Origin of the sequence: Proteus vulgaris, from assembly GCF_016239305.1 — a bacterium.
Classification (GTDB): domain Bacteria; phylum Pseudomonadota; class Gammaproteobacteria; order Enterobacterales; family Enterobacteriaceae; genus Proteus; species Proteus vulgaris_C.
In genome coordinates this window covers 90,992-106,003 of the sequence record NZ_JAEHOQ010000016.1, presented here as the reverse complement: position 1 = coordinate 106,003, position 15,012 = coordinate 90,992, and the positions used below count along the sequence as shown (strand labels likewise).

10 protein-coding genes are annotated in these 15,012 nt (G+C 38.1%); 1 reads left to right on the top strand and 9 read right to left on the bottom strand.

Annotated elements, in window-relative coordinates; translation table 11 throughout:
- Nucleotides 1–66: 66 nt before the first annotated feature.
- The 6 genes from ldtD to cmoM all read right to left on the bottom strand — a co-directional run bounded on the left by ldtD (nt 67) and on the right by cmoM (nt 10,359).
- Nucleotides 67–1,794, bottom strand: coding sequence for a L,D-transpeptidase (ldtD, locus tag JEP40_RS12690; protein WP_198623850.1), 1,728 nt, complete (start codon nt 1,792–1,794; stop codon nt 67–69).
- A gap of 355 nt (nt 1,795–2,149) precedes the next feature.
- A complete protein-coding gene (gene aphA, locus JEP40_RS12685) occupies nt 2,150–2,863 on the bottom strand; it encodes an acid phosphatase AphA (RefSeq protein WP_198623849.1) in 714 nt (237 codons plus the stop codon).
- Between the two features lie 224 nt (nt 2,864–3,087).
- On the bottom strand, nt 3,088–7,548 hold the full coding sequence (gene mukB, locus JEP40_RS12680; protein WP_198623848.1) for a chromosome partition protein MukB: 4,461 nt from the start codon (nt 7,546–7,548) through the stop codon (nt 3,088–3,090).
- Entirely contained in the window at nt 7,545–8,273 is a 729-nt protein-coding gene (mukE, locus tag JEP40_RS12675; RefSeq protein ID WP_198623847.1) for a chromosome partition protein MukE, read from the bottom strand. Before mukE ends, mukB begins: the two co-directional genes overlap by 4 nt.
- Nucleotides 8,254–9,576 (bottom strand): chromosome partition protein MukF, encoded by a 1,323-nt coding sequence (gene mukF / locus JEP40_RS12670; protein WP_072069667.1) that lies wholly within the window; start codon nt 9,574–9,576, stop codon nt 8,254–8,256. Before mukF ends, mukE begins: the two co-directional genes overlap by 20 nt.
- A 9-nt stretch (nt 9,577–9,585) precedes the next feature.
- Nucleotides 9,586–10,359 carry a tRNA uridine 5-oxyacetic acid(34) methyltransferase CmoM gene (gene cmoM, locus JEP40_RS12665; RefSeq protein WP_198623846.1) on the bottom strand — a complete coding sequence of 258 codons (774 nt, stop codon included), beginning with the start codon at nt 10,357–10,359 and terminating at the stop codon, nt 9,586–9,588.
- A gap of 377 nt (nt 10,360–10,736) precedes the next feature.
- On the opposite strand from cmoM, the gene elyC reads away from it, so the two are divergent.
- Nucleotides 10,737–11,570, top strand: coding sequence for an envelope biogenesis factor ElyC (elyC, locus tag JEP40_RS12660; protein ID WP_198623845.1), 834 nt, complete (start codon nt 10,737–10,739; stop codon nt 11,568–11,570).
- Nucleotides 11,571–11,898: 328 nt separating this feature from the next.
- Here elyC and mqo read toward each other — a convergent pair whose 3' ends face one another.
- The 3 genes from mqo to kdsB all read right to left on the bottom strand — a co-directional run bounded on the left by mqo (nt 11,899) and on the right by kdsB (nt 15,010).
- On the bottom strand, nt 11,899–13,395 hold the full coding sequence (gene mqo, locus JEP40_RS12655) for a malate dehydrogenase (quinone) (RefSeq protein WP_198623844.1): 1,497 nt from the start codon (nt 13,393–13,395) through the stop codon (nt 11,899–11,901).
- A gap of 12 nt (nt 13,396–13,407) precedes the next feature.
- Nucleotides 13,408–13,803 carry a hypothetical protein gene (locus JEP40_RS12650; RefSeq protein ID WP_198623843.1) on the bottom strand — a complete coding sequence of 132 codons (396 nt, stop codon included), beginning with the start codon at nt 13,801–13,803 and terminating at the stop codon, nt 13,408–13,410.
- 445 nt (nt 13,804–14,248) lie between these two features.
- Complete coding sequence (gene kdsB, locus JEP40_RS12645; protein ID WP_198623842.1) at nt 14,249–15,010, bottom strand: 3-deoxy-manno-octulosonate cytidylyltransferase; 762 nt, start codon at nt 15,008–15,010, stop codon at nt 14,249–14,251.
- Nucleotides 15,011–15,012 lie beyond the last annotated feature (2 nt).

The window sequence follows — 15,012 nt, the reverse complement described above, 5'->3', positions numbered from 1 at the left end:
ATTGATTTATATAAAAATAAAGGGCGGACAATTTAGCCACCCTTTATTCAATTCATGTTTTTTATATTACAAATATTTCTTAATATTCTCTAAATAAGGTTGTGCATTTGAAATGCTTTTATCATAGGCATATATATCTGCTCGATATTGAGGTGCATTTTCCTGTGCTACCCATGCGGTTTGATAATATAAATAAACTGGGATACGTTCAGGAATTGGGGCATATTGTGTTGAACCACGTTTTAACGCTGCATCAATTCTATCTTGTTTCCATCCTGCATCACCTAATAAAATTGAAGCTAGCTGAGACGCTTTATTAACACGAATACAGCCTGAACTAATTGCTCGCATATTTTTTGAAAACAGTGAATGATTTGGTGTGTCATGCAGATATATTGCATCTGAATTTGGCATATTAAATTTATAACGCCCTAATGAGTTTGTTGGTCCCGGAGCCTGCCAAATTCGGTAAGGGAAATTATTTGCACTCATATTTTGCCAATCAATATCATAAGGATTAATTGGGTAAGCATCATTTCCCCATCCAGAGTAAATTGTATATCCCTTACGGCTAAAGTAACTAGGATCGGCTTTGCCTCTAGGTACAATATCTTTACGTGTCATGCTTGTTGGCACATTCCAAGGTGGATTAACCACTACATTGTTCAGCGCACTACTCATAATCGGTGTTTTTCTATCTGGTCTGCCTACAATCACTTTTGAATCAAGAATAAGTTCATTATTAGCATAAAAATAGAGTGAAAAATCAGGGATATTTACCCAAATTCCAGTATCACCTATAGCAGGTGTTAAGCGAAGGCGTTGAATATTTAGCGCCATTATACTGGCACGTTGTGCGGGAGTTATATTCAACCATACTCGCGTTTGTCGCCCGATAATGCCATCAGGCTCTAATCCGTGAGCTGTTTGAAACACTTTAACTGCGGCAATTAAAGGGGCATCATAAACCGTTGTCGCAATTTCTTGTTCATTTTCTGCTAATTCAGGGATCAATTTTAAATGGCGTAAAATTTGTCTAAGTGCTAAGACTTCTTCAGAGGTTTGATTTGGTTTTAATGATCCTGTTCCTTTCATTTCAGGCCAAACAACTGCACTATGTAATTGTTTACGCACTTCTTCTTTCATTAAACTGTAATAAGGATGAGAAGGTGCATAAGAAATAACGAAACTACCTAGCGTGTTATTTTGAATATTTTTTTGCAGATCAACCACGAATTTATCTGACGGTGATGGCAGGGTTTGTGTTGCATCACGATACAGCAAAGATGCACCTGATTTATTCACTTGCTCAACAAAACTGATATAACCTAAAAAAGCGTCTGATAAAATAATATCACGCCCTTCTTTTGTTAGCTCTGGTATTTCTAATTGTGCTAACCATTGCCCAAATTGAGGCTGAATACCTGAAATAGCCACTTCTGCAATTTGTTCCTCTAATTGCTGTGCGATTTTTTCATCTTGCCAAATCAATGCGAGATTATTCGCTTGGTAGACTTTTACCAGCTGAGTTAAATATGACGGTTTATATCCTATTGGGAGCCACGACTGTAACTTTGCTTTTGTCTCTAACTCGGTCACTTGTGGGATATTTATTGCCACGTTGGTGGGTGTTAGCATCGCTTCATTGATGACAGGCACTAATGCTGCGGTTTCAGTTTCGGGTGTAGATAACACAGCTGATTCAGTTTCGGTCGCCACAGCATAATGCCCAGAAAGCAGTGTACCTATAACAACTGAATATGCGATTACTCTTTTAATTGGTTGGTGCGCCATAAATCCTCTACCCTCATCCCTTATTATTATTTTGGTATCCTAGAATATTAGATGAGCTTGGAAAAGAATTTTATAGGAATAAACTAATATTTTTAAAGTTTTATAAACCTTTGATGGGAATTTAATTTTATTTAATCATAAAAAGACTATTTTGCTGTTTTTATATTCATAATATTATTTCATATGGAAAAACAACCAAAGAACAAAAAATAAACAAATAAAAATAAGCGCTTTATAGAAATTGAGAATTATAATTTACTAAATAAATAAGATTCTTTAAATGGAAGGTATTTTTAGATGGAAAAAAGGCGTAGTTTCCTACGCCTTACAAATAAAGATAAACAAAGGGTAAAAATTAGTATTCTGAATTAATAACGACTTCTTCACCAAACTGACCTGCTTTAGGCAGTGGTTGGTAAGAAGAGTTAGCCGCACGCAGAATACGAATACCACGGATACCTAGCTCATCTGCCGCTGCGATATCTGCATCAGCATCACCGTAGTAAATTTTCAGTTTGTGATCACGCATCCAGCTTACTTTATTATTTGCGCCAGGTTGGTCACCCGCAAAAATAACAGGTTGCATTTTATCAGCTGGGATATTTAAACCTTCTTGAACATATTTGGTCACAGTCTCAGTTTTAGTTTGAGTACGACCAGTAATGAAATAAACAGTATCACCACGTTTTAAGTGCATTTGAACAAGATCGATACCGACTTGTTTAGGCATACTGAATTTATCCCACTCGTTATTCATTTTTTCCCAGAATTCTGGGTTTTTCAGATAACTGAAATCATTTGGAGAATATTCTAGTTTACCGCGGTAAAAACCTGGGCTTGAAAATAAAACAGTATCATCAATATCAAAACCAACCGCCATCGGTGCTTGACCTGCTAAGCTTTTCTCGATTTCTGCAACAGAAACCCAGTTAATTGGTTGTTGTTGTGCTAATTGAGCAACAGTAACACCCGGACTTACAATTTCTGGCATATGAACTTTTGCCATTGCCGCGCCATTTAAACTTAACGCTAAAGCAATTGCACTAAAAGCTAACGTGACTTTACGCATTTTCTTTCCTTTAATTTTTATATTAATCACATACGGCAACAATCATAGACATCACACTTACATTTAAATGAGATATAGCGCACGTTATATCATTTAAATTTTCATTTTTTTGTTAATTTACTTTCATTTTTTGATCTATCTAACACTTTAAAAAAAGAAGGCGCTATGAGTATATGCCCACAGCACCTTCTATTTACCTATTTGTAGCTGATAACGAAATAAAATTATTCTGTTATTTCAGCAACATTTGATGATGTAATTTTATCTTTTTCTGCGTGTTGACCAAAACCTTTTAAACCTACAACATGAACATGTTCTGTACCATTGAACACTTTACGGACGAGTTTATAAGTCGTACCTTTTTCTGGGCTGATATTCTCTGGTGCTGCAATGATTAACTGCATATCTAAACGATCACAAAGTTCAAATAGCGTTGCAATAGATTTGGCATCCAAACGTGCAGCTTCATCGAGGAAAAGCAAACGACAAGGGGAAATATCTTTTCCTCTTAAGCGTCGAGATTCTTCTTCCCAACTTTGTACAACCATCACCAAAATTGACATACCAGTACCAATTGCTTCACCGGTTGATAACGCACCACTTTCTGCCTTCAACCACCCTTCTGGCCCACGATTGACCTCAACATCCATTTCAAGATAATTACGATAATCTAACAGCTCCTCCCCCACAGTTTGTGGCATGCGTTGCCCAATATCTACTTGTGGGTTTAGACGTTGATAGAGCTTCGCCATTGCTTCAGAGAAGGTAAGGTTTTGGTTTTTAAATAAGTCTTGGTATTGATTATCTTCTTCTGATAACACATCAAGAAGCACCTGATGGCTTTCACGAATATTGACGTTAAGTCGAACACCCCGCACTTGGCCAAATGAAACCGCCTGTAAACCTTGGTTTAGCATACGAATACGGTTTTGCTCCCGTTGGATAGTTTTGCGAATAATATTCGCTACACTTCGTGAGCTAATTGCTAATTTCTGTTCGCGGTTCGTCAGTTCTTCCGTTAAGCGAGCAAGCTCAATTTCCATCTGTTCAATTGCATCAACTGGATCGTCAGTTTTAATAATATCTTGCCGAATACGCTCTCTTAGATGCTGATATACCGCAATAAAGAACTGAACTTTACGATCAGGATATTTAGCATCTTCAGAACGACGTAATGCATCACGTAAGTATTCATTATCAGCAACGGCTTGACGTAATGCACCTAGCGCCTTATCCGACATTGAACGCAATTCATCAGCAGAAAGATAAGCGAAATCTCGGCGATGTAAACGGCGCTCCATGCCATTTTCTTTCACCAATCGCATCACCGCACACCAACCCGCTTTTGCACTCACTACATGCTCACGGATTTGAGTATAATCACGCTCAAGTTTACGAATTTTCTTGGTCAAATTATCGCGTTCAGCTTCACTAAGTGCGATATCACGCTCAAGTTGGCTTATACGAGTACGGTTAGCACTAACAGCAGAATAACGTTGATCACGCAGTTCTTTTGCTCTTACTTCTGCCCCAACATCAATATGTATACCCGTATCACGCATCTCTTGCTCAAGCTCTCTAAGCAATTCAGATTTAGTATCAAAAGAACTCTTTAATGATGCAAGCACTTGATTAAATTGAGCACATTGCGCTTGTTGTTGGCGATAAAGCTCTCTTGCTGTAGCACGTTCTGTTTCTGCCATTTCTAAACGATGGCGTAGTTTTTCGTTAAGATCGCTATTTTCACTCACAATCTCAACAGCATCGCTATAGCTAAAATGCGCACGGCGCTGTACGACTTCCACCAACAAGAAAGCTTGTTGTTGATAACGCTGTTGTTCTTCCTTTGCTTGTTCGTAGTCTTGCGTTAATTGCTCATGTTCTTGTGGATCACTTTGCAAAATTGACGCAATAGGCTCTAGAGTTGCCAGTGCTTTTTCATGACGCTGTAAATGGCGCATAGACTCTTCAGCGGCATATAACTCTTCACGTAGCTCTTCAACACGGTCAATTAATGTTTCATCCATCAAGATATTCACTTGAGGGATCAATTTATTAAGTAGATTCAGTGATCCTTTGGCATGAGCATAATGTTGGCGTTGTTGCTGAGTACTCTCTTCGTACTGTGCTAATGCTCTTTCTAGCTCATTACGTCTCTGATTAAGCTGACGGATATCTTCTTCAGGATCAGCTTCAAAAGCGACTGAAATATGTTGTCCAACAAATTGGCTAAAAGCATGGTGTGCACGTTGAATTTTTTGTACATCAAAAGCTTGCGTTGCATAGAGTTCAGAAAGCTCATCGCGTTGACGAGATAATATTTCTAATTGATTTTCACGCGCAGCACGACCAAAAAGTGGGATCTCAGGATAGCGAGAATAACGCCATTGTCTATCCGAGCTCTTGATAAGAACCGCTTTATCCATCTCTTGTGCATTAAATACACTATCATCGAAAGATTGTGGATCCCCTTCGATAAAATAGAGATCTTCAGGGCAATCTTCTAACGTTTCTAATTGCGCCTGAACAAGAGAGAGATCTTGTACTACGATGGCATGACGTGCAGGGCCATATAACGCTGAGAAATAAGGTGCATCATCTAACGTAATATCATCATAAATTTCTGATAATAAAACCCCATTAAAACGCTCTGCTAACGTAATTAATCGTCCATCTTCAGCACCACTTGGCTGACTTAAACGTTCAATTTGCGCTTCAATTTGTTGTTTGCGTGTTGCTGTTTCATCACGTAATACGGTGGCTTCACGCTCTTTCTCAAGTAACTGTTGCATATATTCTGTTACTTGATGACCCGTTTCAAAAGATTGACGAGTTTGCTCACACAGTTGCGTTAATGCATCTTGTGCTGCTAGCCATGCGGGAGCTTGTTTTTTCAGCTTTTCAATTTGTTGCTTGAGTTGATCTAGCTCTTGGCGCATTTGCATGCGATGTTCGCCAGATTCGTTAACATAATCGCTAAGCTCTTCAATTTTTGCTTCTAGTTCATCTTGTAAAATTAAAAGATCATCTGGCTCCATCGATTTGCCATGATATTTGTTAAATTCTTCAAGTTGACGCTGAGCATTGTTTCGCTGATGTAAGCGTTGCTCTAATTCTGCTAATTGCATACGAATAGGATGAACCCTATCCGCTTGGTGTCGATGCGAAGACCATTCACGTAATGCCGTTTTGGCTGCACTCCATGCATCTTTACGATCAACTTCACCAACAATGGCGCTAACCAATTTATAAGCTTGGTCAAACTGTGTTTTCGCTGCTTCAGAAACATTAAGTTTCTGTTCCATAGAAAGTAGTGAATGGGTAATGGTTTGAATTTTTGCTTGAATACGTTCAACCCACTGATCAGCGTTACTTTCATCTAAATCAGCAATATCACATTGTGCTTTAGCACGCTCTAAAGCCTGCACAGCTTGGCGATATTGAATAGCGCGTGTTTGTTGTACATCTAATGCTTGCTGATAGTCTGCTAACTGATTTTTCAGTTCATCAACTTCTTCTTCTGCTGATTCTACACGTGCTTCAAGTTCTTCTTTTTTAGAAGCCGCTTCTTCAACCACTTCACTTTGTTCTTCTAAGCGGAAAGTTATTTCTTCAACATCTGCAACATAGCGATCAATTTTTTCTTGTTGGCGAACCGCATTTTGCACTAGGTTTAATCGGTCACTTGCAGCTTGATAATCCGCTTCAAGATCAGAAGAAAGTGCTTGTTGCTCTTCTAACTCTTTACCCATTTCAACAAAGCGATATGCCTCGTTATTGATGGATTTTCTCTGGCTCCATAATTCACGACGAACTTCTAAAGCTTCATCAAGATGAACTCGTCGTTCATTTGCATGACGCATATAGTCTGCCGCAACGTAAGATGTAGCTTCTGTTATCAAGTGTTTAAATAAATCACGATCCGATTGTGTGACACGAATAGCTTCAAGCGTCATGCGGTTTTCTCGCAATGCGCCTTCCATGTCTTGGAATGCTTTTCTGACTCCGCTATTTTCAGGTAATAAGTAATCACGTAAAGAACGGGTGATCGCACTTGAAATACCACCATATAACGAGGCTTCGATTAAACGATAAAATTTGGCGCGATCGCTGGCTGACCGCAAGCGTTTAGGGATCACCCCTAAATCAAACATCACGGCATGGAAGTCAGTAATTGAATTAAACTGTCTAAAAACAACCCCATCAATCGCTTCAACTTTTTCTTTTAATTCATTAAGTGGTAAAACTCGTGCTTGGCGATCTGCAACAGCTTGAGTCAGAATTTCTGTCGGGTTTTCTGCCATCGGCAACCCTTGGATCATAAAGGGTTTGATATCAACTTTTTTATCACGACCAGCTATCTGCTGTAAACGCACCCCCACTACAGCACGTAAATGACGTGAGTTGATCACATCTAATACGGCATAACAAACACCAGGGCGTAACTTTCCATATAATCCTTTATCACGAGAGCCACTGGTCGATCCAGCTTCAGTGGTATTACGAAAGTGCAATAAAGTAAGATCAGGGATCATTGCTGTGATAAATGCGGCCATAGTAGTTGATTTACCCGCACCATTCCCGCCTGATAATGTCGTCACCAATTCATCTAAGTCAAAAGTGCGAGCAAAGAACCCATTCCAGTTGATCAGTGTTAATGAGCGAAATTTTCCACGTTCAATCATTTATTTTCTTCCTCCGCATCATCTTCACCTGATTGTAATTGCTCATCTTCATTTTCTTCATCATTTGGTGTATATGATACCGTATCGAGCGCCATAGCTTCACCATCACGGATCATTCGCATTTGAGCTTCAAGTGGAGAATCACCACTGCGCACATCAGCCCCAAAGCGGAAAACAGATTCTGTTATTGAAAAACGTTGCAAGTCATTTAATAAGAATGAGATCATACCTAAACGACGTAAACGATTTAGAGAAGTTCTCATTTTTTCTTGTAGTTTTTGCAAATCAAGATCAGAACCGGTAGAACGCTGATTCACTAAACGTAGTAATTTATTTTCATCTGCTAACGTTCTTAGTTCATCAAATAGCTCTTGGACAGTAAATATACCCTGATTCGCTAATCGTTCTGGGCTAAGATAGAGATAGCAAAGAATTTTCCCCACCAGCATATCCATTTCAGACAGTACAGAGCGAGGAATAAGCGTAGTTGAGCGAGGTCGTAAATAGAAGAAACCTTCTGGAGCTCGGATTAATTCAACATTATAACGCGCATAAAAATCTGACAATTCGTCTTGAAAATCCATCAAGAAAGCATGATTATCCAGAGAATCTATACCAATATGTCGACCTGCACGTAACTGGCTATCCAGTTCAGGAAAAAGTGAGTTCGCTAATGCCTGCGCCAGTTTTGCTGGCATAAATTGTTCAGTATGTATCGATGACATGCGCTTGTACCTTAGCTCCATATTCGTTAATTTCTGACCATTTTGCAGGTAATCCTGCGAGCTCAGCTTTTGCCACCCCTAATCGTACTGCCTGATCAATAACAATACGGGCAACATCAAAATGTTTCTGTTGCGGGTAACGATCAAGGTATTCAACTAATACTGAACTGAGATCTAATGCTCGTTGCTCTAATTTGTAAGAAGCAAGCTCTTGCTCTACCCATTGCGCTATTTGTTCATTCACTTCGCTAAACATTTGATATTCGAGTTCTTCAGGTAATTCACCTGTAACTTCTTCATCTCGTAAAGTCAGTTCTTCATCACGCATATCATACAACCTATCAGCATTAGCGTAAGTTAATGCCCATGGGCTGTCGAAATAGTTTTGTACTGATTGACGTAAACGACGAGAGAATATACGGTTTTTATCCATATCAATCGCAGTACGAATAAATTTATGGACGTGCCTATCATAGCCAATCCATAAATCAATGGATTGCTGTCCCCAGCTAATAATACGGTCTAGTTTACTTTGCAGCTCAAATACTAACGTATCAATTTGATCAACATGACCCGTATTCATGTTTGCTTCTTGAATACGCAATAGATTAGCTTGAAGTTTATCACCGGCAGCTTCAAGCGTATCTTGTAGCTCTCTTAATGTGCCAGAGGTTTCCGATAACAGTTGTTCACAACTTGAAATAGCAGCTTGCCAGTCTTGATTTAATAACGCCGCGATATCTTCTTTTACTGTATTTTGCTGTTCATCCATAATTCGCTGTGATAAATCAATGCTATCGAAAATTTCTGCGACTGAATATTTCAGTGGCGCAAAAACATTACGATGCCAATGATATTCATCGCCACCATCTTCAGCAGAACTTGCAGCAGAGTCGAGTTCTCCTGCTACGATAGATAACTGCATAGATAAACGTAACGATGAAAACTCACGTTGGCGAATATAATAATCACTAATTCCAATGCCTAATGGTGTTAAACGATATATTGCATTACCTTCTACCAATTCACTGGTAAAACGGTTAAAAAGTCGCTGTTTAACCATATCATTAATGGCATTGTTGGCACGAACTTGTATTGATTCTGCGGGTTGTTCAAAGCCTTTACAGACCTCTCTAAAGGCGTCAATTAACTCCCCTTCACTAATTTCGCCATCAAGGCGTTCACTGTTTAGTACAGCGACTGCCATCAAAAAAGCTAATCTTTCAGGTGGCAGTGAGATTGAGAAATCATTTTTTCTCGCCCAAGACACTAACTCAGGAACGGTCTGGGTAAAATCACTCATAGTACATCCTTAATTTACACGCTTTTGTGCCATGACATGAATGTAACGCCCCAGACTGATATAGGGCTCTTGCCGACAATAACGTTGCTCTAATGCAAGCAACGATGGAAAATCTTTATTTTGCAACTGGCGACTTTGTAAATAATCATGAAAAACACGAACGCCGGTTTTTCCTAATATTGTCATTGAAAATTCTGTCAGCCATTGATAAACATCTTCAGGTTGCAATGGATTTTGAGGCGATAATGATTTTTTTCTTCTTCTCGGAATTTCAGGATTTGCCAGATGAAAATTCCCCAAAATCGCATTTCTCATAACAATGCCATTCGCATTGTAAAACATTAGCGATAAGATACCATTAGGTAACAACATATCGGTAAGAACATTTACGGCGTCTTTCTGATCCGTGATCCACTCCAATACGGCATGAAACAGAATTAAGTCAACCCTTTCATCTATATGCTCTTTAATCTCTTGAGCCGCACAACAAATAAACGTCATGTTATCAGCAACACCTTCATCAATCGCCGCTTCTTGTGCGCGATTAAGCATCTCTTGTGATAAATCACATAAGATAATTTGATGTCCTAATTTAGCCAACTGACGAGAAAAATACCCTTCTCCGCCTCCAGCATCTAAAATACGCAAAGTACGATTAGGCAGAAGGGATAATAATTGTTGTAAATCTTCCCAAATCACTGCTTGGCGAATTTTACCCTTTGTTGTGCCATAGATATTGCGAGAGAATTTATCTGCAATATCGTCAAAATTACGATCTGACATTAAAACGCCTCATGATAACAACTTACTACTCGCGCTCTTTGCATTCTGATAAATTCAAAAAATATGAGACACTGTACATAAAATTAAGACAGCAATTTTACCAGTGTTCTATGATACTGACTGTTTTCTCTAAAGAAATAAGCCATGAATCAGATTATTCGCAAAGCGCAGTATAAATATAACGCTTATTAATGAAAAAATTAATGTTCGAACGTTTATCGTTTTATAAATAATTTAACGGTTCTTTATTTCTATTGATTAAAACTTAGTGAAACGTTGTTGTACCGACTATTTTGACACAATGCCTCTGTGATCCCCTAGTTTTCACTAAGCTTTCTCTATCAATTGCATGTATTTCACTCAATTTAGGATGATTTATGCTGTTTTTGTTCAAAAAGTATGTTGCAGGGTTTCTAATGCCCTTACCTTTACTCTTATTAATCGCCTTTTTTGCCTTAGCTCTACTTTGGTTTACTCGTTGGCAAAAAACGGGAAAAAGCCTACTTACTGTTGTTCTTATTTTATTGACGATTTTAGGCATACAACCTGTTGCTGACACACTATTAATGCCAAGTGAAAAAGAGTATCAAGCTCGTTATGAATTACGAGAAAATTCACAACAAGATGTGAACTACATTGTTGTTTTGGGTGGTGGATTTACTTATAACCCAGATTGGGCACCCAGTTCTAATCTTCTTAACAATAGTTTGTTTCGTGTTGCTGAAGGTGTAAGGCTTTATTATCGCAATCCTAATGCGATACTAATTTTTACAGGTGGGGCTGGTGTTAATCAGATAAGTAGCGCAGAGGTAGCGGCTCAGGTAGCACAATCTTTAGGTGTACCTCCTGAAAGAACTATCGCATTATCAACACCGAAAGATACTGAAGAAGAAGCCTATGAAGTTGATAAATTAATTGGTAATAAACCATTTTTACTTGTAACATCAGCTAACCATTTAGCTCGCGCTGAACGTTTCTTTTTAGCAAGAGGTATGAAGCCTATTGTGGCACCCGCGAACCAATTAGCGATTACTTCGCCATTGCATCCTTGGGAGAAGTATTTCCCTTCAGCGACATATTTTCAACACAGTGAACGTGCATGGTATGAATTTTTAGGATCGATGTGGCAATCAATAAAACCCGCGGGGCAACCTACAGAAACCCCAGAAAATGATCATTCTCCATCAAATAAAATGAATTCAGATAATTGATATTGTCTCCATACTGAACCTCAACATAGAGGTTCAGTTTTCCCTCAATAACCAATTCATTGAATACTCAACAGACATCTATATTATTGATATACATTATACTCTATAACAAGGTTATAACTATGTTATAGAATAGGTATATAGATTTCTCATTAGAAATGATATTTTGCGTCATTAAATTTACTCTTCTATGTAATACTTGCTAAATAAAGCGGTATTTTTAGCTCTGTGAAATAACATTTCTATTTACCTATTAAATAATTTCAAATATCTTCGATAATTAAAAAGATTTGATTTTCATTACTAGATAATAATATGGATACTATGACTAAGGTGTATCTAATTTTAATATTTTAGCGGTTGATTCACGAATGTTGCGACAAGCATCCGCATCTATTTTGAGATCAATACCATAAGTTGGGATAATCATTTTAAGACGTTCTTCCCAACCATCACTTTCAAGCTGCTTTTTAAAACAAGACTTAATAATATTGATAGCAATAAATGCCGCCGTAGAAGCACCCGGTGACGCCCCTAATAATACCGAAAATGATTTATCTGCACTGCTAATTAACTCAGTACCAAACTCTAATACACCATGATGCTTAGCTTCAGGCTTAATAATCTGAACACGCTGCCCAGCTACAGCCTCTTGCCAATCTTCATGTTGTGCCTGAGGATAAAACTGTTTGAGCATTTCAAATTGATGTGCAGAAGTTTGTAATACTTGACCAATTAAATATTCAGTCAATGACCAGTTATCTTTTGCGACATCAAGCATCGGTTCTATATTACTTGGTCGGATTGACTCAAATAAATCTAAATAAGAACCCTGTTTTAAAAACTTACTCGAAAAACCAGCATAAGGGCCAAAGAGTAGAGAGCGTTTACCCATAATAATACGAGTATCAAGATGTGGCACAGACATCGGTGGTGAGCCTACATCGGCTTTCCCATAAACTTTAGCATGATGACGATGACAGATCTTATCTTCATCACAGCGCAACCAAATACCACTAACCGGGAAACCACCATAGCCTTTACCTTCTGGAATGCCTGATTTTTGCAATAAATCGATAGCACGTCCACCTGCACCGACGAATACATATTTAGCGGAAATAATATATTTATCATGAGTAGTAAGATCTCTGACTTCAATATTCCAACCACCAAAATTATTTCTTTTTATATCGATAACATCATGCTTATAGTGCAACTCAAAATTGTCTTGTTGGGAAAGCTGTTTAACTAATAGATGTGTTAATGCGCCATAATCTACATCAGTACCAGTGGCAACGCGAGTCACTGCAAGTCGTTGATTGGGATCACGCCCTTCCATTATTAATGGTGCCCAATCTTCAATTTGTTTTTTATCTTCACTGTATTCCATATTTTCATAACAGTGATTAGCAGACATTTGGCGATAACGCTGATGAAGAAATTTAACGTTGTCTGCCCCCCAAACAAAGCTCATATGTGGGCAAGCATGAATAAAATCTTTAGGATCAGTAATTTTGCCTTTTGTAACCAAATAAGACCATAATTGACGAGATAAATCGAATTCTGTATTGACTTCTAATGCTTTGCTAATATTAACAGTTCCATCAGAATTTAATGGCGTATAATTTAGTTCACAGTTAGCAGCATGCCCTGTTCCTGCATTGTTCCATGAATTAGAGCTCTCTTGACCACAGTCATTTAGTCTTTCGAACATAGCAATTTTTAAACTTGGTTCAAGCTCTTTAAGTAGTGTACCGAGCGTCGCACTCATGATACCAGCACCAATTAATGCGACATCAACCTGTTCACTGATAGGCTTATTCATAACAGACCTCAATTAGTTGGTTGCTTTGTTAGGTTTAAAACATAATCCTGCTTCTTCTTTATAGACAACATAAGCACGACGCCAAGGTTCATTATCTAAAAGACGCCATTTATGACCAGTGCCACTGTTATCTTGTGCTAATAACACATCACCCGGTTTAATAATGAAGGTTGAACCATCTTTTGTTTCAAATTCTAATGTGCCAGATAATGTAATAACATAACGAGGAACAGGATCCTGATGCCAATCATAAGAACCACCGGAGGTTGTTTCCCTAAACGATAATTCTGAAACATTAATAGGCAAACTTTCCCTATCGCCTTGTGAGCTATCTTTAAATTCGATGACACCCTCTTCAAATAACGAATTGCCATCTTCTCCAGTCCATAAACGAACACATCGGATCATACCTTCAAACTCCTTTAATAATTTGACACTTAATTTTGATAATTATCTAGTATAGATAATATTCTTACTATTTCCCAAAATTGGTATCATAGTTAAGTATTTTTATTATTAAAAAGTATAGCAGTAATTAAATACTATAATTAATTATTAGATTGAACATTTAATAGGTTGATCGGGATCAAATATAATATTTTTTTCAATAAATATTTCGATAATTTGTTATATTTCTCCATTGTTCTTAAGTACTTTAGTTTTTCTATTCAACCTTTTTAACCCGTTACAAAAATTAAGAGTTTGCTACTCTGATGAGTAATTAGCTTTACTGAGCGCTCAATATCTTGAAATTTCAATACTATTAAATGGTTAAATTAATTTAAAGAAAAAATATAAAAACGGCACTTAATAAAATAAGTGCCGATAGGTATTTAAGATTTTAATATAATAATTAAAACTCTTGGTTAAGAGCACGATATGCAGCTCTAGCTGCGACAAGATCATCTTGAGTATCAACACCCACGCCAGGAACTTCTAATGCTTTTGCAACATGGATTTTTTCGCCATACCACAACACCCGCAGTTGCTCTAACATTTCAATAGATTCCAATGGACTTGGTTCCCAAGTAATATATCGACGTATAAAACCTGCACGATAAGCGTAAATCCCAATATGGCGGAGATAATGCTCACCAATTTCATCGTGTGATAAGTTAAAACGGTCTCTTTCCCAAGGAATGGTGGCACGAGAAAAATAAAGTGCGAAACCTTTTGCATCCATTACCACTTTCACAGCATTAGGATTAAAAGCTTCTTTTGAATCAACAATAGGCACTGCTAATGTCGCCATTCCGGCACCACAATTTGCTAAATTTTCAGCAACCTGAGTAATAATTGTAGGCGGAATAAGAGGCTCATCACCTTGTACGTTAACGATTATCTCGTCGTCTGCAAATTGGTATTTTTCAATGACTTCAGCCAAACGTTCTGTACCCGAGTGGTGATCTTCTCGCGTCATACATGCTTCCCCACCCGCTTTTTCCACCGCGGCAACAACATCTAAGTTGTCAGTTGCCACAATGACACGGTTTGCACCAGAACGCATAGCTTGTTCCATAACACGAACAATCATAGGTTTACCGTGAATATCCGCGAGGGGTTTACCCGGCAAACGGGTCGATGCATATCGACCAGGGATTATGACCGTGAACATGA

Excerpts from the sequence above, each read along its gene's own strand:
- ldtD (WP_198623850.1), bottom strand. The coding sequence starts at position 1,794 with ATGGCGCACCAACCAATTAAAAGAGTAATCGCATATTCAGTTGTTATA.
- aphA (WP_198623849.1), bottom strand. The coding sequence starts at position 2,863 with ATGCGTAAAGTCACGTTAGCTTTTAGTGCAATTGCTTTAGCGTTAAGT.
- mukB (WP_198623848.1), bottom strand. The coding sequence starts at position 7,548 with ATGATTGAACGTGGAAAATTTCGCTCATTAACACTGATCAACTGGAAT.
- mukE (WP_198623847.1), bottom strand. The coding sequence starts at position 8,273 with ATGTCATCGATACATACTGAACAATTTATGCCAGCAAAACTGGCGCAG.
- mukF (WP_072069667.1), bottom strand. The coding sequence starts at position 9,576 with ATGAGTGATTTTACCCAGACCGTTCCTGAGTTAGTGTCTTGGGCGAGA.
- cmoM (WP_198623846.1), bottom strand. The coding sequence starts at position 10,359 with ATGTCAGATCGTAATTTTGACGATATTGCAGATAAATTCTCTCGCAAT.
- elyC (WP_198623845.1), top strand. The coding sequence starts at position 10,737 with ATGCTGTTTTTGTTCAAAAAGTATGTTGCAGGGTTTCTAATGCCCTTA.
- mqo (WP_198623844.1), bottom strand. The coding sequence starts at position 13,395 with ATGAATAAGCCTATCAGTGAACAGGTTGATGTCGCATTAATTGGTGCT.
- JEP40_RS12650 (WP_198623843.1), bottom strand. The coding sequence starts at position 13,803 with ATGATCCGATGTGTTCGTTTATGGACTGGAGAAGATGGCAATTCGTTA.
- kdsB (WP_198623842.1), bottom strand. The coding sequence starts at position 15,010 with ATGTTCACGGTCATAATCCCTGGTCGATATGCATCGACCCGTTTGCCG.